At 33.7% G+C, this 21194-nt stretch carries 14 protein-coding genes and 14 pseudogenes; 20 read left to right on the top strand and 8 right to left on the bottom strand.

Annotated elements, in window-relative coordinates; all coding sequences use genetic code 11:
- Positions 1 to 155: 155 nt before the first annotated feature.
- The 7 genes and pseudogenes from AC3WVZ_RS30930 (at position 156) to AC3WVZ_RS30900 (ending at position 5440) form a co-directional block, all read left to right on the top strand.
- Positions 156 to 506, top strand: coding sequence for a hypothetical protein (locus AC3WVZ_RS30930; protein WP_233936688.1), 351 nt, complete (start codon positions 156 to 158; stop codon positions 504 to 506).
- A gap of 239 nt (positions 507 to 745) precedes the next feature.
- Positions 746 to 928: a hypothetical protein gene (locus AC3WVZ_RS30925; protein WP_233936920.1), complete on the top strand. Its 183-nt coding sequence runs from the start codon at positions 746 to 748 to the stop codon at positions 926 to 928.
- Positions 929 to 3102: 2174 nt separating this feature from the next.
- Entirely contained in the window at positions 3103 to 3681 is a 579-nt protein-coding gene (locus tag AC3WVZ_RS30920; RefSeq protein ID WP_233936687.1) for a class I SAM-dependent methyltransferase, read from the top strand.
- Positions 3681 to 4277, top strand: coding sequence for a DedA family protein (locus AC3WVZ_RS30915; protein WP_233936686.1), 597 nt, complete (start codon positions 3681 to 3683; stop codon positions 4275 to 4277). The genes AC3WVZ_RS30920 and AC3WVZ_RS30915 overlap by 1 nt, the downstream gene beginning before the upstream one ends.
- A gap of 93 nt (positions 4278 to 4370) precedes the next feature.
- A pseudogene (locus tag AC3WVZ_RS30910) lies at positions 4371 to 4541 on the top strand (IS110 family RNA-guided transposase); the annotation flags it as partial.
- 466 nt (positions 4542 to 5007) lie between these two features.
- Positions 5008 to 5221 (top strand): annotated as a pseudogene (locus AC3WVZ_RS30905) (transposase); the annotation flags it as partial.
- A pseudogene (locus tag AC3WVZ_RS30900) lies at positions 5204 to 5440 on the top strand (RNA chaperone Hfq). The pseudogenes AC3WVZ_RS30905 and AC3WVZ_RS30900, both read left to right, overlap by 18 nt.
- 51 nt (positions 5441 to 5491) lie before the next feature.
- Here the strand turns inward: AC3WVZ_RS30900 and AC3WVZ_RS30895 are convergent.
- A complete protein-coding gene (locus tag AC3WVZ_RS30895) occupies positions 5492 to 5767 on the bottom strand; it encodes an HU family DNA-binding protein (RefSeq protein WP_078186814.1) in 276 nt (91 codons plus the stop codon).
- Positions 5768 to 5921: 154 nt separating this feature from the next.
- Between AC3WVZ_RS30895 and AC3WVZ_RS30890 the strand changes: the two genes are divergently transcribed.
- Together AC3WVZ_RS30890 and tnpA are read left to right on the top strand one after the other, a co-directional pair.
- Positions 5922 to 6218 carry an ArsR/SmtB family transcription factor gene (locus AC3WVZ_RS30890; RefSeq protein WP_078186815.1) on the top strand — a complete coding sequence of 99 codons (297 nt, stop codon included), beginning with the start codon at positions 5922 to 5924 and terminating at the stop codon, positions 6216 to 6218.
- A gap of 427 nt (positions 6219 to 6645) precedes the next feature.
- Positions 6646 to 6991 (top strand): annotated as a pseudogene (gene tnpA, locus AC3WVZ_RS30885) (IS200/IS605 family transposase).
- Positions 6992 to 7565: 574 nt separating this feature from the next.
- On the opposite strand, the pseudogene AC3WVZ_RS30880 reads toward tnpA, so the two are convergent.
- A pseudogene (locus AC3WVZ_RS30880) lies at positions 7566 to 7912 on the bottom strand (transposase); the annotation flags it as partial.
- Between the two features lie 681 nt (positions 7913 to 8593).
- On the opposite strand from AC3WVZ_RS30880, the gene AC3WVZ_RS30875 reads away from it, so the two are divergent.
- Entirely contained in the window at positions 8594 to 9016 is a 423-nt protein-coding gene (locus AC3WVZ_RS30875; protein ID WP_425594315.1) for a M9 family metallopeptidase N-terminal domain-containing protein, read from the top strand.
- Positions 8985 to 9410 (top strand): sodium-independent anion transporter, encoded by a 426-nt coding sequence (locus AC3WVZ_RS30870; RefSeq protein ID WP_345743029.1) that lies wholly within the window; start codon positions 8985 to 8987, stop codon positions 9408 to 9410. Before AC3WVZ_RS30875 ends, AC3WVZ_RS30870 begins: the two co-directional genes overlap by 32 nt.
- A 119-nt stretch (positions 9411 to 9529) precedes the next feature.
- Here AC3WVZ_RS30870 and AC3WVZ_RS30865 read toward each other — a convergent pair.
- Positions 9530 to 10565 (bottom strand): annotated as a pseudogene (locus AC3WVZ_RS30865) (transposase).
- Between the two features lie 477 nt (positions 10566 to 11042).
- Between AC3WVZ_RS30865 and AC3WVZ_RS30860 the strand changes: the two are divergent.
- Positions 11043 to 11356, top strand: a pseudogene (locus AC3WVZ_RS30860) (Tn3 family transposase); the annotation flags it as partial.
- Positions 11357 to 11610: 254 nt separating this feature from the next.
- Here the strand turns inward: AC3WVZ_RS30860 and AC3WVZ_RS30855 are convergent.
- Both AC3WVZ_RS30855 and AC3WVZ_RS30850 read right to left on the bottom strand, forming a co-directional pair.
- A pseudogene (locus AC3WVZ_RS30855) lies at positions 11611 to 11718 on the bottom strand (zinc ribbon domain-containing protein); the annotation flags it as partial.
- A gap of 2 nt (positions 11719 to 11720) precedes the next feature.
- Positions 11721 to 12113, bottom strand: a pseudogene (locus tag AC3WVZ_RS30850) (helix-turn-helix domain-containing protein); the annotation flags it as partial.
- 472 nt (positions 12114 to 12585) lie between these two features.
- On the opposite strand from AC3WVZ_RS30850, the pseudogene AC3WVZ_RS30845 reads away from it, so the two are divergent.
- A pseudogene (locus AC3WVZ_RS30845) lies at positions 12586 to 13207 on the top strand (Rpn family recombination-promoting nuclease/putative transposase); the annotation flags it as partial.
- 184 nt (positions 13208 to 13391) lie between these two features.
- Here the strand turns inward: AC3WVZ_RS30845 and AC3WVZ_RS30840 are convergent.
- Positions 13392 to 13475, bottom strand: a pseudogene (locus tag AC3WVZ_RS30840) (IS6 family transposase); the annotation flags it as partial.
- Between the two features lie 217 nt (positions 13476 to 13692).
- Here AC3WVZ_RS30840 and tnpC point away from each other — a divergent pair.
- The 7 genes and pseudogenes from tnpC (at position 13693) to AC3WVZ_RS30805 (ending at position 19276) form a co-directional block, all read left to right on the top strand.
- Positions 13693 to 15096 (top strand): IS66 family transposase, encoded by a 1404-nt coding sequence (gene tnpC, locus AC3WVZ_RS30835; RefSeq protein ID WP_233935200.1) that lies wholly within the window; start codon positions 13693 to 13695, stop codon positions 15094 to 15096.
- Positions 15097 to 15287: 191 nt separating this feature from the next.
- Positions 15288 to 15860: a flagellin lysine-N-methylase gene (gene fliB / locus AC3WVZ_RS30830; protein WP_233936682.1), complete on the top strand. Its 573-nt coding sequence runs from the start codon at positions 15288 to 15290 to the stop codon at positions 15858 to 15860.
- Positions 15857 to 16189 (top strand): hypothetical protein, encoded by a 333-nt coding sequence (locus AC3WVZ_RS30825; protein WP_492226182.1) that lies wholly within the window; start codon positions 15857 to 15859, stop codon positions 16187 to 16189. Before fliB ends, AC3WVZ_RS30825 begins: the two co-directional genes overlap by 4 nt.
- A gap of 14 nt (positions 16190 to 16203) precedes the next feature.
- The gene (locus AC3WVZ_RS30820) at positions 16204 to 16500 is read left to right on the top strand and encodes a hypothetical protein (RefSeq protein ID WP_492226183.1); all 297 of its coding nucleotides are present in this window, start codon (positions 16204 to 16206) and stop codon (positions 16498 to 16500) included.
- Positions 16501 to 16978: 478 nt separating this feature from the next.
- Positions 16979 to 17978 (top strand): annotated as a pseudogene (locus AC3WVZ_RS30815) (RNA-guided endonuclease InsQ/TnpB family protein).
- Between the two features lie 210 nt (positions 17979 to 18188).
- A pseudogene (locus tag AC3WVZ_RS30810) lies at positions 18189 to 18548 on the top strand (hypothetical protein); the annotation flags it as partial.
- 521 nt (positions 18549 to 19069) lie between these two features.
- Positions 19070 to 19276, top strand: a complete 207-nt coding sequence (locus AC3WVZ_RS30805; RefSeq protein ID WP_233936681.1) for a hypothetical protein — start codon at positions 19070 to 19072, stop codon at positions 19274 to 19276.
- A gap of 255 nt (positions 19277 to 19531) precedes the next feature.
- On the opposite strand, the gene AC3WVZ_RS30800 is transcribed toward AC3WVZ_RS30805, so the two are convergent.
- Entirely contained in the window at positions 19532 to 20035 is a 504-nt protein-coding gene (locus tag AC3WVZ_RS30800) for a hypothetical protein (protein WP_233936680.1), read from the bottom strand.
- Positions 20036 to 20757: 722 nt separating this feature from the next.
- Positions 20758 to 20944 (bottom strand): annotated as a pseudogene (locus AC3WVZ_RS30795) (transposase); the annotation flags it as partial.
- Positions 20945 to 21194 lie beyond the last annotated feature (250 nt).

The raw sequence follows: 21194 nt of genomic DNA, 5'->3' as shown, positions 1-21194 counted from the left end.
TGATGATTTTCGGAACGATTGTGTCTTTTTCTTTTTTCTACAAAAAAAGTAGAATTTATCATGTTATGTCACCCATAAAACAGCAAAAAGTGCACTCCTTATTTGCTATTCTAATTTGGTTGAATCTTAATTAAGGGCATAGGGAGGAATTTTTTATGTTTAAACGTATTTTTATAAGCATTATCGTTGGGTTGTTCTGTGTTTATGTAACTGGATGTGCATCGTATACTACTTCTGTGGATAAAATATCCACTCCTTACAGGAATGAAGATCTGCAAAAGGCTTTTCCTATAGGTATGCCGATAGATACCTACATAAGCAAAAAAAATGTAATGCCAATAAAACATATTTTTAATATATCACTTTCAAATGGAGATATTGGCAGAGTGCTACAGACAAAAGATGGATTTGTTATCATTTGTGGAAATGAAAAAGAAATTTTTGATGTGAAAACATTTCAGACAATAGCAGATGTGCAGAATTATAAAGAGAGCGTGCAAAAATAACATGAGAATAGCATTTTCTCAATGTTCGTCAAAAGTATATGGGATACGGTGTAGGTAATTTTTATTAGCTGGAATCTATAAAATATTCCAGCTTAATTGAACGAGAAAGGATACATCATTCGATATTTAGAAATGAGGGTTTTCTTTTTTTTTGCAAGTGAACTGTTATAGTAATTTTTTGTACATAGTAATGCATTGAAATGGTGTAAATGACCACAAATAAATAGGGAGGTTATTTTGTGAAAAGGGCGGATGGGAAAATGAGTATATTGAAAAATTACTTTTGTGGCAAGCATAAACAATATGAACGGATAAAAAAGAAAAAGACACAAGGAAATTTAAGTATGCGAGATATTGAAGAATTAATGGGACTCCACAGACCTCGTTATGAGCGTAGGCGTGGGGCGTTAAGACAAAAATAACACCAAGGGGTAGTAAGTGAGTGATAGAGAGTAAACATATCAAGATCTAAGGTGGTATGGATAGCAGTGTTTTTTTGTAATGGTTACAATAACCAACTAACCAGTTAACTTAAAAGAAAGAGGGTAAGTTGTATAATCTTTCGAATTGTAAAGAAACAATAATTTGTTACCTTTTTTTGTCTAGTGATTTGATGAAAAGGAATGTGACTGCATGTACTATGATTCAGGAGGCCCCTTCCTATGTCTTGGGACAACGTTTTATGTTCAGTCAAAATATAAGAGTATTTATCAAATGAGAATATCTATGGAAAAAATGATTGGTTTCAAGTATATAAAGAAGAAGTGCCCCAGTACACCCGAAGAAAGATTCTAAAGACAAGAGGGAAAATAGATAAATCGAGAAATTAGTAAAACGAACCCCCGTCAATTATAGACTTTAATAATTACGAATATACATAAAAAAGAAGGTAATGATAGTTCTTAGTTCGGGCACTATAGACCTTTTAGAACGAAAAAAAACAGACTATTTTATAGTCTGTTCACAAATTAAGGTGATGTGAAACGGTTTAAAAAATAATAGCTATGAAAATAAAAAAGAACGGATTACATAATCCGTTCTTTAGAAAGGGAATCATAATAGAGATTTATCTTAATTATAACTGAAAACAAAAAAAATTAAATCTTTAAATATTGAGAAAGTGTTTATGATGATTTTAAGGATGTCCTAGGAAATCCAGTTAGAGGTTAAAGATGTAAAAGAACAGATACAGAAAATGCTAGCTGCATTAGAATGACAAAATCAAGCCCATCCCAATAGATTTTGGGGAATGTGAGTATAGAAGAAATATATGAGGTTTATCATATACTTTTAGAAATAGTCCAATCGTTGTTTACTGTGCAACAAGCCCCGAAGATGTAAGGACTAAGTTTACAACGTCAAAATACACAGAAACAGTACAAGCGATTGTTTAGCAGGGAGGTCTCGGTCTACTTTGATACCTTTTTTCAAGAACGTTGGTAATTCTTACATTTTCATACCGCTATTTGTGCCCCTTAAATAATTTCTATATTTTCTCATTTGACATTTTGTTCTCATGCGTGATCTCGTTCATTTCATATGAGAAGGATAATGTGCGCTTTCATTTGTATTTGTGTATTTAACGATATGGAGTATTAGAATGAATTGATAATTTTCCGGCAAATACATTTACAAACCCAGATGAACAGCAGCTAGTTTAAATGGATGAGTATAGACTTTTTAATCATCTGTCCCACTGAAATTAGTGCCGTGGTGTTTCTTTTCATATCAAAAGGAAGGCAATGGAATGAAAAGAAATAATAAACAAAAATATATTTTCACATTTCTAATATGTTACGTACCGTAAATTGCATCACTATTTTTATTGTATTTCTATCATTATATAAATATAATACGTTTTTAAGATAATTTACTTTTAGTTATGTCGATAAAACCAATTATATATATCGAAAAGGTTTTATCAACCAAATGTATAATTACCTGTTTAAAAACGCTCTTCAGATTATGATGTAAACGTTTTTAGATTGTATATAATACAAAAACATACGAACTAGTTAAAATGCATACACGAACTTATAAATGTGTTTAAAACGATTTCAGATAATTTCCGTGTCATGGAAATTTTGTGGTTTATCTATTATCTCTTAAAAAAGATAAAATAAAGGGATGTTCAATCCATGTTTGTATTAATAAGCTCAATGGATAAGTTAACCAAGTGATATTTGTTTAATAATTTTTCCGTCAGAATCCTTTATCAGAGGTAAAAAAGAATAAGTATAATAAGGGATATTTTTATATAATAAAAAAGTGTAACAAAAGAGAGTGTTAAGAAAATAGATTATAAACGAATATGCAGAAATGGAGCATGAATATTGAAACGAGTAACAACAGAATAAATATATTATTATTATTATTATTTAAGGTTTTTTTCAAATAAAGAAGGATTTATTAATATTACAAATTGTTCAAATGAAATATTATCATTACCAGGTTTAATTACCTTTTACTTAGAGTATGGTTTTATCCGATTGTTACTGTTCCATCTAGCGAAATCTTGTATTTAGTTAACTGCAAAAAAGGTTGCTATACTTAGAAACAAGTTAAACACACCATTGGTGGAATGGAGAGAGGACACATGCAGCTCATAACATTCTTAGCTGAATTTATAAAACACCCGAAACATACTGGTGCAGTAGCACCAAGTTCAAAAATATTAGCAAAAAAAATGGTGGATGTAATTGATTTTAATAGGGGAAAATGCATTGTAGAGTTAGGTCCTGGTACAGGAGTTTTTACGAAAGAGATTGTGAAAAGAAAGAAAAAGGAGACAACATTTCTTCTTATCGAGCTTAATGAAGTGTTTTTCGAAAAGTTAAAGACAAGATTTAAAAATGAGAAGAATGTCATTGTTGTACACGGTTCAGCCGAAAATATAAAAGAGTATATGGAAGAGTTCCATATAGAATGTATTGATTATGTATTGTCAGGATTACCTTTCACTTCTTTACCAGAAGAAGTTTCAAAGCGAATTTTGAACAATGTAATGGAAGTGATGCATGAGAATGGGGAATTTATTACATTTCAATATTCACTTGTAAAAAAAAGGTTTATACAATATTTTTTTCCTGAAATTACACTAGAAAAAGTATGGTTCAATTTTCCACCAGCGTACGTTTTTAGCTGTAAAAAAACTTTAAGGAGAACGCATTTATAATGGAATTACATGAATTATTATCCTATATTGAGCAATACGGTTATTGGGCATTGTATTTTTGCCTATGGTTAGGTATTATTGGTATGCCAATTCCAGACGAAATGATTGTGATGAGTGGTGGTTTTGTATCTTCAGTCGGTATATTAAATGTCATTCCTACTTTTTTGTTAACATATTTAGGAGTGGTATCTGGACTTTCGCTGGGATATATACTTGGGAAAATATTTGGAACAAAAGTGCTGGATAAGTTAATGAAAAAGAAAAAAGCGAAGTATCTTATAACATCGCAAGAGATGGTTAGAAAATACGGTCATTTTGCTTTAATTATCAGTTATTTTATACCTGTAGTAAGACATATTGTACCATATTTAGTTGGAATGAATAACATGTCATTTAAAAGGTATGCGATTTATTCATATGTAACAGGATTTGTTTGGGTATTAGTTTACTTCGTTATTGGGTCTATATTTGGGAAACATATAGAAATGATAGTAGTGCTTGTGAATCAATATGGTATGTATTTTGGTGGAATTATTATCGTTATTTCGGTTGTTTCCTATTTGTATTTGAACAAGAGGAAGACAGTATTAAATTGATTTAATTTAATAGACGTGGGAGCTGTTTTGTTTTTTGAAAAAGCGTTGGGGTATGTGCACTTCTTCCCTAGCTTATAAACGAAATGAACAAGGCAACGAAGCGAAGTGATTGCTTATGCGGATTAGGCTGTAGAAAGGTTACAAAGAAAATATCATCGAATGATGTATCAAGGAAAACCTAGAAATGTCGCCGTGATAGCTATCGCAAGAGAACTGGGGTGTTTTATATGGGGATTAGAAACGGGTAAAATTCACCGAAAATAAAGAAGAAGGGATATGAAGTTGATTCATTCATAGTTAGAGACCAAAGGTATCAATTGATGGTATAGATGAGCTTCATAGATAGTGAATTCCAGGTCCGGCTATCTATGACTCACCTCTTCTGGCACAGTAGAAATTCTGATACACAAGCTATTTATTAGAATGTGAAAAGTTGTAATCCATGCAGTGAGATTATAAGAGCCTAACGACGGACCATTAACCTGAGGTAACTAATCCACGAATAACAGAGTGGTTAACTGTCGATAGATTTTATTTCTGAAGCTTTTGTATGCCATCAAGAAAATATTAGGGGTAAAGAAACTATTGACAAAGGTCACTTCATAACAGGTGAGATACAGAGTGCTACTAAAAAACGTAAGGTTGTGGCACTTTAGTTATCCAAAATGTTGGTTTTATATTTTTTATCTCATTCATTGTAGTTTGTTTATTAAGCGGATACAATATAATCATAATGAATGATTATAGAAGAACGAAAACGACCGTATCAGGAATAAACTACCACTTTGTATTTTGTCCACAATACAGAAGAAAAGTTTTTCTTAACACAGAAGGAAAAGAGCGTTTCAAAGAGTGGGTTCAGGGCATATGTAACGAACTGAACATTATTCTTGTATACGCTTTCAACAAGTGACCCTGTTGATACAATGGCAAAAATCAAAGGAAATGTTATTCAGAAGGAACAAAACTTAATCAGGACATCGCTTCAGAATCGGTTATTGTGAGAAGAAGTGCAAGAGAAAAATAATGTTACGTTGATTTTGTTGAAAGGCTTTCATATAAAAGGAATAATACAAGTGCATGACTTATATTCAATTTTAGTAGAGGCGGAAGGGGAACGAACGTTGGTATATAAATATGCTGTTTCAACCATTCGTTTTTAAAAGAAAAGAAGCATGAATGTAAAAAACATGCTTCTTTCGATTAATAGATAATTATTTTTTTACAGCTTCTTTGAGTAGCTTTCCTGCTTTAAAGGCAGGTGTTTTTCCTGCAGGAATGGTCATAGGTTTTCCTGTTTGTGGATTCCGTCCTTCACGTGCAGAACGCTCTCGTACCTCGAATGTACCGAACCCAATTAGTTGGACGGTGTCTCCATTTTGCAAAGCTTTTTGGATGGATTCAAATACGGTATTTACCGCTAGACATGCTTGTGTTTTCTTTAGTCCTGTTTCTATTGCTACTTTTTGGATTAATTCGGTTTTATTCATTGTGCACCTCTTATTATGATAGTTATTTATTTTAGTATAAAGGGAGAAAGGATACCGTGCAAGAAAGTTCTTGAGGTGTGAAATTATCTTCATTGATAACGAAAAAACGTGTATGTGAGGAAAATAGCCTATAAAAAAATAAGGAGAAAAAAAGATGATAAAAGGTTTTGATATAGCGCTAAACGAACTTGAACGAAGTGTGGAAATACTGAAAGTATTGGCGCATCCTATGCGCTTACAAATTGTACATCAATTAGTAAAGGAAAGATCATTAAATGTGTCTGCATTACAACAAATTTTAAATTTACCGCAATCTACGGTTTCACAACATCTTCATAGAATGAGAAATCATAAGGTGTTATCGTATGAACGCAAAGGAACCGAGGTATTTTATCGAGTAGACGATGCACAAGTGAAACGAACGGTGACGATACTTATGGATAGGGAATAAGTGGATATATATGTGTATCTGACTAGTCAGATACACATAATAACCTACATGATTATAGTATAACAGTGAAAAAATTGATTTTTATTCATGCTTACGTAACAAGAATAGCAATCTTTCTTTAATAGGTATTACGGATTCTAGGACAGTTTGTTTCTGAAGAAATTCGAAACCGTATTACCAAAAACCGTCGGTAGTGTATACGGAAAACAGAAAGGCCCTTCTAGGATATTAGTTTTTAACGAATTTCCCGAAAGAATTCTCCTTCCTCAAGCGTGTGAAGGGGTAACCCAACGGTAGGTGGGAGATGAATGTCAGTTTGGCGTAGCCAAAGGTTTTCCTTTTTATTTTGCCTCTGATATAATCAGTCTTATAAATTATAAAGAATGGTATATAAATGAGATGATATAGTAATAACTATTCAGTATTCTTGTTACATTATCATCTTGTGTTGGTCGTGAAATACAGAAGAAATGTGTTTGATGATGATATGTCAGACTATGCAACAGATATGTTTGTTCGACTATCTGAAAGTTATAACATCAAATTAGTTGAATGGAATCATGATGTAGACCATGTTCATGTTTTATTCAAGGCCCACCCTAATACAGAAATGACAAAGTGCATCAATGCTTATAAAAGTGCAAGTTCTCGACTTATTAAAAGAAACTTTGGAAAGAGATGTTTTGGTCAAGAAGTTTTTGCTTGCTAACTATTGGTGGTTCGCCAATAGTTAGCAAGCAAAAATATATATTGAAAATCAAAGTGAAAAGTGAGGTGAAATGATAGGGAAAAGCAGAATAAAGCATATACATTCCGTTAGGACGTTAAGTTGCGGGTAGTTCACGTGTATCTATGTATATTAGAATTATATATACCCATGTACGTTCTAACAAGAAAAGTGTAAAATAGCGATATGTTTTGCGGTTTTTGAATATGTGAATATTAAAAATATTCACAAAAAAACACTCTTACGAGTGCTTCTCCCTTGACTTGATAACCACTTTAATTTTAATAACATCTTGTTTCACAGAAACAATTGTATGCATTATTCCCATCCCATATATATTCTATCATGAATACTTAATTTTTTTATCAAGAAAATGATGAAACATAAAAAATATATAAAACTATTAAGGGTGTACAAGAAAACATAGTAAGATAAGTGCTTTTATCGTACAACAGTATTCAGCAATTTGGGTGAACTATCTCTATTTTTCCTTCGTGTAGAAGAGAGGATTTCTAAGTAAAGAGTTCTAACGGACTCTAATTTATGGCTTTTCCACATATGAGATCCTTTATATCAATCATATCGTGGTTTTTGATACTTTCAGTTGAGACTTTGTCTCAGAAATCTTTTCTAGCATGCATTATGTATCATGAATATTAGCTACTTTTACTCGCTGTTTATGCCAGCTCGAAGATCCTTTTATTCTTCTAGCAAGAACATGCTACGCTTTCGCCAACTTCTCTTCTCATGACCGAAAAAACTTCGGATTTTTATAGGTTGTTCCATCTGACAAAAAGGCCAAATCTTTTCCTCCCACATCCATTCCGATGTAAGGTTGTGTTTTCAGAAGTTCTTGCACTTCTGTTTCAACTCACCATGACACAAAGTATCTGCCAGAAGAGTTTCATGTACCTGTAGTACGTACAATAGGTCCTTTTACTTCACGACCTTTGGCAAATCGAATAAGTAAGATGGCTTCTATCATCCTTTGTCCGAAGCCCATTCATCGTTCACTGACTCACTTCGCGTTCCTTGAGGAAGGAATACTCTTGGTTAAAATGCTTTTCAATATGTGTTAATTTGGGAACATATTCGCCCTACAAGGTCACGTTTTATTTTCTCCACTTCATATTTCTCAATACATTGGTAAAGGTTAAAAAGTTGATTTGCCATATATAAGTAATGTTGGGATGTTTTTTTAACAATAAGTGATAGGCAAAAAATCATACAAGTTAGATGCCTGTATATTGGTATAATCCCAATAAGACAAAAGAGAAGAATGGAGGGATGTTTATGAAAAACATACATGTTTTTCGTGAAGCATTTCCATAGTTAAACTATTTAGTTTCCATACTCTATGAAAAAATCTGAACTATCATGCGACAGTCAGCTAGAATTTTTTGATTTTTGGAATGGAGGAATTGGATGAAACGTATAGGTAAGATTATGATACTGTTTTGGTGTTGTACGATTTTAGCTTCCGTCCATGTTATACAGGCGAGCTCTATACACGCTTTTAGCAAATTAATTGTATCTAGGCCGGTTAGTAGCGTAGCGCAAGGTATGCATTGGGAATGCATGGGTACCACCATCTAATCCGAGCCCATATGATTTACATTTACATTCATCGAAAATAAAACGACAATATATGTCCCAAAAACCTTTTCACAAGCCATATCTATATACTTCAAATTTGTTCCCTACACCATTTCAAATCGACCAATCGATTCAACCACCTGATGAGAAACTAAACTTTGCAACGCTCACTGCTACATCAGCCACTCAACAAACATATACGATGGCACAATTACAAGCACTTAGCTATGCAAATCTTGAACAAGTACTGTCAACAATCCGATGGAGTGACATTACGGATTTATTTCAATTTAATACAGACTCTCTGGCATTCTATCAAGATCAAAATCGTGTCCAATTCTTAATTCAAGTATTAGAAAAAAGAGGAAATACGTATACTGCAACAAATTCAAATGGGATAGAGACGTTAGTAGAAGTATTGCGTTCAGGATTTTATTTAGGTTATTACTATAAAGGAATTCGAAACATCTATTGAAGCACCCATATTTTCTAACGCTCGCATTCTTCTCCTACGTATGGGAAACGTTTCTTTTATGGATACCTCGGCAGAGTTTGCAGTAGAAAATATTCGAAAGAAAATGATAGAAAAACAAGGAACCCTTTTGATTTCAGGCGTCCAACATCAACCGAAAGAAATATTTCATCAAACAAGGTTATACGAAAGGATTGGAGAACAATACTTTTTTACACATTCAGGATTAGCGATGCACTTCGCACTACAAAAATTAGAGACATCCCAATGTAAGGGCTGTAAACAATTTGTATTTCAAGAATGTGCGACACTTTCTGAACAATCTGCAGAAATAGACTCAGATAGGAAGTGTTTTCCATGGGGAAAACATGTAAGTCCTGAAGAAACGTTAAAATGAGAAATTTCCATATTTTTTATGTTTGTTTTTCACAAAAGATATACGTTTTTTAGAGGGATTTTCTATAGAAAATCTCCAGAGTGTTGGGAAACCCTTTAGGGTTTCCCAACACTCTGGAATCATTTTGATTTTAGCGAATAAAAACAACATAAAATTAATAGAGTTTCAAAAAAATAGCCCTCCACCAGACCTTTTTTGGTCAGATGGAGGGCTATTTTTTCATGTTTTGACAAGCTGCGGTGAGATAAGCCTGCATTTGGACAGACTTCAGCCCTCGAAATCGAGCATATCGATAGCCATGTAGTTCTTTGGCGTCTGCAAAGCTTCGCTCTATAGTTGAACAGCGTACTTTGTACAACTTTTTCCCTGTAACTGTTAGTTTGTTTTTTCTAGCGATATCCTTATATTTCTCCCATATATGATGAGTGATAATTTTTTGTTTTTGTTTCTTTGAAAAACATATCTCACGTAGCGGACAAACAGCGCAGTCTTCTGGCTTCGATTTATATTGACGATATCCTTCACGATCCGTTGTACTTATACGAGTTTTTTTGGTAGGGGTATCACTTTCCTCTCTAGGTTTTAATTCTTTTTTCCATGTACTTTACGATCTTCGATTACCGCAGCTTCTAGCTCATCTATATAAAACTTTGCTTTTTCTTTTTTATATTTATGTACAAATTTATTTTTATTGGCATTGGCCTTAATGTGCGTAGAATCTGTCATTAGCGCACGTCCTCCCACCATCCGGTGCTCTGTCGCTTGCCTCACAATCTCATCAAAAATTTCTTCGAAAATATTTGTATGAATAAAGCGGGTACGGCGATTCCAACTGATTGTAGAATGATCTGAAATAGTATCTGATAGAGAAAACCCTAAAAACCAACGGTAGGCGATATTCGTTTTAATCTCTTTTTCCAATTGACGCTCCGAACGAATACCGTAAAAATATCCAATAAACATCATTTTAAATAAAACGATAGGGTGGATTGACGGACGTCCATTGTTTTCACAGTAATAAGGGCGTAATTTCTCTTCAATAAAATCAAAACTAATTGTCGCTTCAATCGCACGAAGGAAATGATCTTGTGGAACCAACTCTTCTACAGAAACAGATACACGTTCATCACGATGATTTTTTAAAGCACCCATCATAAAAACTCTCTCCTTTTCCTCTTTTTTATCAGTGTTGACACATAAAAAGAGGTTCAGACACAAAAACAGGCTGTGGAGAAGACTTTCTCCACAGCCTGACTAAAAAGCCTCCGATAAGGAGGCTTTTTAGTTATTTTGGTACAACAATAAAGTAAATTTTGAACCCACCGATAATACATTCGCTTTCTTCATTGTTTCCACTGTTGTAATTTCTGCTTGGGTCTACCAAGGTGTTTTCCCTGTTTTTAGCTAAATCAATTCCTTATCTTTGGTGTATTTTGATTTGGATATGCTCTTCTTTTGCCAACCAGGAAAAAATTTGAAGTACAAGATTGGTAATCAAACTCCCTAAAATATTTCTATATTTGGTTGTATCTAACTCTATGATAATTTTTTGTGGAAAAATAGTAAATTTATACGATAAATTTCTGAGTATTGCAAAATTACCGATTTGTTAGGTGATTTTGGTTCTGCCCTAATAAGATTAAAGCCTATAATAGGTTTTCGAAATGGTTATTTTTAGATGTAATGGTATTATTACAGAAAATGATCCAATCCAACAAGAAAAATGTATAGAGTACAATGATTTAATCAACAATTCTGTAATTGTTCAAAATATAGTAGACATCACAATGATTTTATGGCAACTAAAAAATGAAGGTTATCGTTTTCACGCCAAGAGTTAGAAAGGCTAAGTACCTATATAGCTAGATATATCACCCGATTTGGTGATTATGTAATTGACTTATAAATAGACCCTTCATCCAGTAGAAGACGAAATACCTCTATAAAAGAAACCGGTTATAGTTGGAAGAAAGGAAATCCATGACTTATTTTTACACGGATCTCGGTTGTACCCCGACAAAAAATGATTAAGGAATTAGCCCCCAGAAATAGGGGTATGTGCAGAAAAAACCTTATAATTTCAATTACCGTAATGTAAATAAAAATAAGACCTTCCCAAACAAAACAACAAAGATGTTTTGTTTTCCTGATCTCCGAAAAAAGGGACTATCAAAAATATATAGATTGACCTACTCAGCACTTAACGTCCTTTTAGAAGCCTTAAAGCTTTATTTTTAAGATTGATACTTGCGTTAATATCTCTATCGTGATGACTATTGCACTCAGGACAATCCCATTCAGGAAGATTTAGATTCTTAACATCTTTATTTTGATACCCACAACAGCAATGTTTTTATTTGTTTGTTTTGTGGTATAAGATTGTACGTTGTTCTTTTTAGATTTGAAACGCGGGGCACTGTTTTGGTTTTTTAAAAAGCATGTATAAGCATCCGCAAGGTTCCGAACAGACGATTGAATAGCAATACTATCCACTTCTTTTAACCAAACACACTCTTTCTTCATTGCAGGAAGTCTGGCAGAGCATGTACCATATGTCAAACCTTTTCCTGTTTCTTTGTATGCATTATCCCATAGAGATAGGAAGTGATTGAATACAAAACGAGAACAACCAATCGTTTTATTGATCCGGATCGTTTGTTCTTTATTTGGATAGATACGAAATTTATACGCTTTATTGATCATCCTTCGTTTCACCTCCATTTTGATATATATCTATTATATAACAAACATACATTCGATTGATAGTGAGGTGATTATGACAAATTGTCCGGTAACACTTTACATATGTCGAACAATTAAGATGACTTCCTGCCATCTCTTGTTCGAAGCCAATTCATCTACCACTATGAATCAACCTTTAGTCAATTTACGAGTTAATTTTGCTCTCAAACAATTATTTGGCTCAGCGAAGATATCGGAAATTTTTATAAAAAATATTTTAAAATAGAATAACATCATTGCAGAATATAAAATTACACATAAATAATTTGAAAATCATCCTTGTGGAAAAGGTTGTTTCAATTGTTGTTATAATGTCTTTCATGTTTCAATAAACAAATTTGCAGGTAAGTTTCTAACATGTTTAGTCAAATAATCAGAGCCGGAATCACTACAAAACTAAAAGTATAGATAGCTATTCTATACAAAGAGAGGATTACGAAATACACAAGAAATCGTCAAACGTTCCCTTTATTATTGGAGTAAACTGTATACATCTCAATTAGAGCAAGGTATGCCTTACCGCTCTTTGCGAAAAACCATTATCATTAATATATTAGATTTTAAGCTCTTTCCTGATTATGATGATATGCATACAGTCGGACAGTTTTGGAGCAAGCAACAGAATGATGTACTTCTCGACGATTTAGAAATACATTTTATTGAAATTCCAAAATTACTAAAACAATGGAGAGAAAAAAATTAACCCGTGGGAAAATGAATTTGCTCGTTGGTTACTTTTATTACCAGCGTATGCAGATGAACACTTGACCCACACATTGGAGGACATCGCTATGAAACAAGATCCGATATTACAAAAGGCCATCCACAAATGGGAAAATATGAGTCAGAGCAGTTCGTTTCGCCTCGCATATGAAGAACGGGAAAAAGTATTATTTGATGAACAAGCGAAATTAGCACATGCTCGTGAGGTTGGTATAGAAGAAGGAAAAATCCAACTGATTCGTGGCATGCATAAAAATGGCATGGATATCGAAGATATTGCGAAGTTTACGAATATGGAACTGTCGGACATACGCAATATTCTAGGACAATAGAAGATAGGCATCTCATTGACTGAGGTGTCCAACTTCTAATTTGTCCACTAGAATCCACTCCCCGTCTTCCGAATCTATGCCTATTGTACTACGGAAAAAGGAGAACAGGACATCTGTCGGTTTCTCCTTTTGAACTGGAGGTTTGAACAACGTCATCGTGATTTTGTTTAAAGAAACCATCTTAATAATTTAAAGAAAAACGACAATAATAGCCGACGGCTATCAAGATAATGTCTTTCTCGAATTGTTTTTCTTTAAAATATCCCATATGTTATGCTCTTCATCTCGTTTTTTCTACAGTCTAGCTCCAAAAACTTTGAACAGAACCCAAGCCTATTTACCATTAACAAAGGGAATTTTCAAACATTTTCCTTATATTATAAGTAACTACTCAGCCACCTTTCGGTGTCTTTTTTAAATTTTACTAGTTTCATATGCCTCCCATTTGTAAATACTGAGTATATCAAACAGGGGAGGTGAATCTTATGGTCGATCGAAAAATTATTTTAGATACATATAAAAAAGGACCTGAAGCTGTTATTTCTTTATTTGAAGAAACATTTTCTAAGTTAGAAAAACGTATACAAGAACTAGAAAATGCTTCAAAAAAAAACTCCAAAAATAGTCATAAGCCACCTTCTACAGATGGTTTGGGTAAGCCCGTTACAAAAAGTTTGCGCAAACCGTCTCATCGTCAAACGGGTGGCCAGTTGGGCCACAAGGGACATACTCTTGGTTTGACAGCGACTCCAGATCATACGATTACACATTCTCCTACATATTGTACTTGTTGTCATACTTCCTTGAACCACGAGCCTGTAAAAGGGTATCGCATTCGCCAAGTGTATGACTTACCACCTATTCAGATCGAAGTGACAGAACATAAAGTAGAACAGAAAGAATGCCCACATTGCCATTCTATCCAAGAAGCCCAATTTCCTTCGACAGTATCTCGTCCTGTTCAATATGGTCCAAATATAAAAAGACTGATTCCCTATTTAACGCATTATCAATGCATTTCTTTGAAGCGAACAAAAGAATTCTTTCAGGATTGTTTTGGACATTCTATAAGCGAAGGAACCCTGGTAAATCATACACAGGCTTTCGCTTCTCAATTGCAGCCATTCATAAAAGAAGTAAAGGAAAAGATTCTGCAGTCTCCTGTTGTCCATTTTGATGAAACTGGTATGCGTGTAGAAAACAAAACACAATGGTTACATACTGCCAGTACACCGGAGGTGACATTGCAACATATTCATCAAAAACGTGGAAAAGAAGCAATGGATGCTGGAGAAATCTTGCCATCTTTTTCTGGAATTGCGATGCATGATGGTTGGAAATCGTATGATGCGTATACAGATTGTCGTCACGTTTTATGTAATGCCCATCTCTTACGAGATTTACAAGGAATTATAGATAGTACTGGAGAACAATGGGCACAACAGATGCAGAAATTTCTAACGCAAGCGTTGACGATGAAAAAGCAATCCGAAGGTACCATGCCAAAAGCGACGCAAAAGAATCTGTTTATTATGTATCAATCCATATTGAAAGAACAACAGATTCTTTCCACGAAACAAAAGAAGAAAGGAAAGCAGACGCCTTCTCAAAATTTATGGAATCGCTTCGTCAAGTATTCTGACAGAATTCTAGGGTTTTTAGAACATCCAGCCATTCCATTTGATAACAATCAAGCAGAACGGGATATTCGGATGACGAAAGTAAAACAGAAAGTGTCTGGGACTTTCCGAAGTAAGAAAGGCGCAGAATCTTTTTGTCAGATACGAAGCTTTATGAGTACCATGAAAAAACAAAAACAATCGGTCTTACAAGCGATAAACCAAGTCATAGAAACTAGAACGGTTCCTTGGAATAACACGACTTCATAAGAGAATTTCTCTATTTGGCATAGATTCTTTCTCTATTTGGCATAGATTCTTTCTCTGATTGGAGTATTTTCTTTTCATGTTTTCGAATCGGAAACATGTATTTGGCCTGTTTTTTTATTTGAAGAAGCTGAGTAGTTACTATTATAAGTAGTAAAATAGAATTATAAAACGTATATAGGAAAGGGAAAGCCATGAAACAGAACTTTTTCACTAGTAAACATATATCCGAATTTTCTTGTATTGGATCTCAGTGTGAAGATAATTGTTGTAATACGAATTGGACAGTTTTTATTAATAAAGAAAAATATGAACTATATAGGAAAATGGATGAGAAAAACGACTCTAATCTTTTACAATCTATAGAGAAAAATGTAGAAGCTACGAATGAAGAAAATTACGCTATACTAAAATTTAATACGGCTGGGGCTTGTTCATTTTTAACAGAAGAAAAATTATGTAGTATTCATTTAGAGCATGGCTCGTCTGCACTATGTAATACGTGTAGGTATTACCCTCGAGTGACTCAAACGGTTCATCACACCTATTATGAAACAGGTTATCTTTCCTGTCCTGAAATGGCTCGTTTAGTTTTATTATCTACAATCCCATTCGAATGGACAACATCTGTCGATCGAGACAGTCAAGATGCTCTAGTAGTTCCATACAATTCTCCAAGCAATTTGAACTATGTAAAAAAGGTTCACACCTATATTACTCATCTTCTGAGTCAACGTGAAATCCATTATCAAAACGTCTTTGGTTGATTGGGCTATTTTTCAATGAATTATATGACTCTCTTCGAAAGAAGGCTGGGACAGATAAATCTATTAAGCTAGCAAAGAAAAAAATAAATAGCTCTATGAAAAGTCAACCAAATGATTTTATACAACCTAAGATGCAAGTCATATTGAGAACGATATTACAGTTATTGAACGATTCCAATATATACTCTGCGTTCCCTAGATTTCAAAAATGCTTACAACTTTTTAAAGAGGGTATGGGAATACAAGAGGGGGAGAATATTAATATAAATGAATTCTCAAAGATTTACCAGAAGAACTATCGTACATACAAAATTTTTTTCAAAACATGAATATATCTTAGAAAATTATTGTTTATATTATTTTCAACACAAAATATTCCCTTATAATAAGTAAGAGTTTTGCTAGAAGCTTTTTATTATTTAATATAGAATTTGCAATTTTAAAGCTTATTCTAGTAGGTATTTCAGGTTCTACGACTCAATTAAATGAAAATATAATCATTCAATTATTTCAGAGTTATTCAAAGATATTTCAACATAATCCTTCGTATTACAAGGAATGTATTGGCACTATCCATGATGAATTATTAAAATATACCACAGATTTTAAACAATTAACTGCGATATTAATTAGTGAATAAAAATCAATATTTTATAAGTTTTGAAAATATATCTTTGTACTAACATTTTGATTGGATATAAGTTAGACGCCCTAAAATATACTGAATGTAAAGGTAGTAAGGCGTTGTATATTTTTATGCCCTGTAGACAATCTACTAACTTTACAGCTCTTCCCGAACGAAAGCCCCTCGCCTTTAGGCACGGGATGAAAGTGAGGTTGGATACGGAGTACCACTAAAAATTGCAAGGTTCGTGGTACTTTAAGTATCCAAATTATAGGTAGTTTCTTTGGGTCTTTTTGTTGTAATTTTTCGAAAGTAAATGATACATTGTAGCTAGAATAAATGATAATAGAAGAATGTTTCAAAGTGTTTGAGAGGAACATCTCCTCATCTTATGTAGTTGCAAAGTTTATGGACAAGTTCTTATTTTGTTTCTATTGCTAGAAATGTATCAAATAAACGATGCTGAAAATCAAACAATAAGGGGATGAAACGTATGTCACAGACCCTAACAGTGAAAGTGAAATTGATTCTAACAAGAGAACAAATCCGTTTGTTGGAACAAAGCAGTCACGAATATATCAAAGTTATAAATACGCTTGTATCGGAAATGGTGGAAGCAAAGAAAAGTACGAAAAAAAGCACAAAAGATATGGAAGCAAATATCCCAAGTGCGGTGAAGAATCAGGCGATTAAAGACGTGAAAAGTTTGTTTGCTACAAAAGTAAAGAAAAGCAAGTATAAAATCATTCCGGTTTTAAAGAGACCTGTTTGTGTATGGAACAATCAAAATTACTCATTTGATGCCATTCATATTTCAATCCCGTTTAAGAGAAATGGAAAGTCCACTCGTTTAAAGGTCCGCACTTTATGAATCGATAAAAACAATCGCAATTTGAATTTGTTAAAACATAAATTAGGTACACTTCGTATCACAAAGAAATCGAATAAGTGGATCGCCCAAATATCTATCACGCTTACTACAAATGAAAAAGCAAGGACGAAGATTTTAGGAGTAGACTTAGGTCTCAAAGTCCCTGCGGTAGCAATCACAGACGATGACAAGGTTCGTTTCTTTGGGAATGGTAGGCAAAACAAATATAGGAAGCGTAAGTTTCGGAGTGTTCGTAATAAGCTAGGAAAAGACAAAAAAGTGAATGCCACCCGACGATTGGATGATAAAGAAAAAAGATGGATGCAAGATAAAGATTACAAAATAAGTCGTGAAATCATTGATTTTGCGATGGATAATCATATTTCTGTCATTCTATCGTTTGTCACGATTTATTGCGTATAAAGCAATGTTAGCTGGTATTTAGGTTGAATATGTGAATCCAGCTTATACAAGTCAAAGTTGTCCAAAATACGCTGAAAAGAACAGGGCACAAGACAGAAAGTACAGGTGTCCATGTGGGTTTAAGACACATCGTGATATCGTTGGGGCGATGAATATTCGCTACGCAACTGTGATTGATGGTAACAGTCAATCAGCCTAAGCACCTATATGGTCTGGTTTAGGAAGGGCAATGAGATACCCTCATCTTGAAGGTTGTTCAAAACAGAAATGGACTGCGAACGCTTAGTCATTCAAGAATCCCACCCGTAACTTCATAAGGATTCGGGCTTGCGACTTTAGTCGTGGGAGTCTCAAAGACATTATAAAAAGAGTTTATTGATAGGGAAATTTACTTTAATATCGAAATAAGATAATCAATACAGCACAAGTAACGCTAATTAATAAAACAGTGGGTGGTTCTCGCTTTGTGTGCAATCATTTCCCATTTCTGTGGGATCATACATTTAAAGAAACAGGAAAAGGTTTGACATATGGGATATGCTCTACTAAACTTGTTTTCCTCAAGAAAGCACTTGTTTGGCAAAAAGAAGTGGCTCGTATTATGATTTCACGGTCTGTTGGAAACTCTGAGGATGCTTATACAAGCTTTTTCAAAAAATAAATCTCGTGTTTTAAATCTAAGAAGAACAACGTACAATCTTATATCACAAAACAAACAAATAAAAAATTTTTTGTTGTAGAAAACAACAGAAAATTGCGAAGTAAAGGAAAGTATTTTAAATGCTACAGTTAGATGTAGGTATAGGGATAAAAGAATTCGTCATGTTGTTAGCTGGAACAACTCAAAGCTTATTTCTCGTATTGTTGACGTGCAGGTATGTCGTGTATTAACGCTCCATTTCTACAATTGAATCCTTTTAGCTCAAGCTCACACTTAAAAATGAATGAAAGTCGGATATGTATTTCTGTATTTTGACTCCCTATTTGTTTGAAATCTATTTAAGTTGTATTAGCATTATGTGGGATTGAATGTTATTGGATTTGTCATAGGTGATTTGCTGTATATGTTATTTTTGTAGAGGGAGAGAAAATAGTGATGATTTTTTAGGGACATGCATATATTTTGTTGAGTAATGAATTACTCGTCTTTTTTCTTACTATAGTTTTGTTTTCATAGCTTTCACAAACATGTTTGTTTACCCACAACCATTAGGCTATCTTTTGTCCAATTGAGGAGAGGATCTTTTAGTTCGAAGAGGGGAAATACAGTGGGGAGGAAGTGAAGAGACCATGGTACATCGATACGAATTTGAATTTTCAGTGATGTATAATGACAAGATAACAGATGCACAGTCTACAATTATCTCAGCAAGCTCTTTGGAAGAAGCCCATAAAAAATTAGAATTAGAAGTAAAGCGGCGATTAGGAAAATGTCAACTGAAGGTTGACATAACAAGTTTATTGGTTTCAGAGAATAATCGGTATACAATTGAATAAAAAAAGAAAGACCAAATACCACTTAAAAAATGGAAATGGTCTTCTGACCTTTTCTTTTGGGACATTAAAAGAAAAAATAGAGGCATAGCGCAAGAAATACAATATTTTAGTGATGTATAAAGTTTTAATATTCAAAAAACGGTCGAGTAGCGTATGCGTGCTACATAGGGATGCTATCGTTAGTTGGATAATTTTCTACTATTTTAGTAAGGATAAGTGACTATGATTATATTGTACAGTTATGCAATATTAGGGTTAACCAAGTTGTATAACAGTTAATGATGCAGCGCGGATGTCTATTGTACCCATTATTTCAATTGGTACAATTTGAATGAGGTCATTAGAATTTAAATTAATGAGGATGACACCGCTAGAAACATCAATTTCACCGGTGCCTATGGTGTTAGAACGTACGGCGATTCCAGATCCTGGGATGATGTTATTTGGCGTGTTTAATGTTAGAAAGAATCGACCTGTTTCAGGTGCCGTAGGAATGTTATCAAGGCTGATTGTTAGCGTATAACTGATTTGATAAATACCATTTTTTTGAACTTCAATACCAGTACCTGTACTTATGGTATCATGTATAACCGGGATTGTAATATTGGGATTTGGACTTGTGCTAGGTAAGGATAGTGGGGTTCCTAGAGTTGCAAATTGGGGATTTGTAGCATTGAAAGCGAAACCAAAGGCAGGAAGTATATGAATTTTGGGTGGTGTGCAGCATATTTCCATACATTTAAAATCAAAGGAATCCATATTTTTTTCACCTCTTTATTTAATCTATTTGTAGTTAATACTGTGGATAAATCATTTGTTCTAGAAAAGATTTCAGATGATTGAGTCAAAAGAAATACATTGCTATTCTTGTGAAGAAATATACTCTTTGATTCCATTCATTATATTATACTGTACATGGTTTGTTGATTCCATCTTAGGTACAGAAATATACTTTATCATTTTAGTCAAGAAGGCTTCTTGTTCAAAGCATATGAAGTGAGTGAGAGATGAATAGGATTCGGACAAGAGATGACAGAAAGTTATCTGTATTATTCGATATATAGTATATTTGTTGTACAATACGCACATGTCGAAATGAATGATAATTAATAAAGTTTATATGTTGTGTATCTATCTAAATAAAGCTTGAGCAATTTTAATAAATAAAAAATAATTGGTTGTTCTTGTTTTGTATGCAATCTTTTCTTAGCTCTTTGGGATTATACATACAAAGAAACAGAAAAGGTTTCACATATGGGATATGTTTTGCTAAATTCCTTGTTCTGAAGAAAGCGTTTGATCGATTTGCCAAGAGTCGTGAAGTAAAGGGATGTATTGTATATGCCATAGTTAGATGGCCCTTTTCCGGCAGCTACTTTGTGTTCTTGGTCTTGCCCTCACCTTTGTTCCTTATCATCAAGTTGTCGAAGGTCATTTCGTTTCTCCTAACTTCTTACGAACACTACGAAACTTATGTTTCGAACGTGGTCTTTGTCACATGCCATTGCGACAATAACAATATCCAGTTCGTTACATACCTCTTGGACCTATTCTTTGAAACGTTCTTCTACTTTTGTGTGAAGAAAAATCTTTCTTCTGTATCGTGGGCAAACACAAAATGGTAGTGAATGAAACAGTTGTTTTGGTTTTTCTATACTTATATATCATGTTCATATTGTATTAGTTAGATTATAGAGCTACAACAAAAAGATAAAAAAATAATACCAACATTTTGGATACTTAAAGTGCCACAAACCTTACGGTTTTTTGGTAGCACTCCGTATCCAACCTCACTTTCATCCCAGGGGCTTTCTTGTTCGGGAAGGGCTGTAAGAATGAAGCGATAAGGCTTCTAACTGCGAGAGCAGCGGAATTAACTTTAGTATATTAGAGTTAGTTAGAACTTTTTACTTAGGAA

Source organism: Bacillus sp. CPT56D-587-MTF (assembly GCF_058792335.1).
This window is presented reverse-complemented; position numbering and strand designations above follow the sequence as displayed.

Excerpts from the sequence above, each read along its gene's own strand:
- AC3WVZ_RS30930 (WP_233936688.1), top strand. The coding sequence starts at position 156 with ATGTTTAAACGTATTTTTATAAGCATTATCGTTGGGTTGTTCTGTGTT.
- AC3WVZ_RS30920 (WP_233936687.1), top strand. The coding sequence starts at position 3,103 with ATGCAGCTCATAACATTCTTAGCTGAATTTATAAAACACCCGAAACAT.
- AC3WVZ_RS30915 (WP_233936686.1), top strand. The coding sequence starts at position 3,681 with ATGGAATTACATGAATTATTATCCTATATTGAGCAATACGGTTATTGG.
- AC3WVZ_RS30895 (WP_078186814.1), bottom strand. The coding sequence starts at position 5,767 with ATGAATAAAACCGAATTAATCCAAAAAGTAGCAATAGAAACAGGACTA.
- AC3WVZ_RS30890 (WP_078186815.1), top strand. The coding sequence starts at position 5,922 with ATGATAAAAGGTTTTGATATAGCGCTAAACGAACTTGAACGAAGTGTG.
- AC3WVZ_RS30875 (WP_425594315.1), top strand. The coding sequence starts at position 8,594 with ATGTCCCAAAAACCTTTTCACAAGCCATATCTATATACTTCAAATTTG.
- tnpC (WP_233935200.1), top strand. The coding sequence starts at position 13,693 with ATGGTCGATCGAAAAATTATTTTAGATACATATAAAAAAGGACCTGAA.
- fliB (WP_233936682.1), top strand. The coding sequence starts at position 15,288 with ATGAAACAGAACTTTTTCACTAGTAAACATATATCCGAATTTTCTTGT.
- AC3WVZ_RS30805 (WP_233936681.1), top strand. The coding sequence starts at position 19,070 with ATGGTACATCGATACGAATTTGAATTTTCAGTGATGTATAATGACAAG.
- AC3WVZ_RS30800 (WP_233936680.1), bottom strand. The coding sequence starts at position 20,035 with ATGGATTCCTTTGATTTTAAATGTATGGAAATATGCTGCACACCACCC.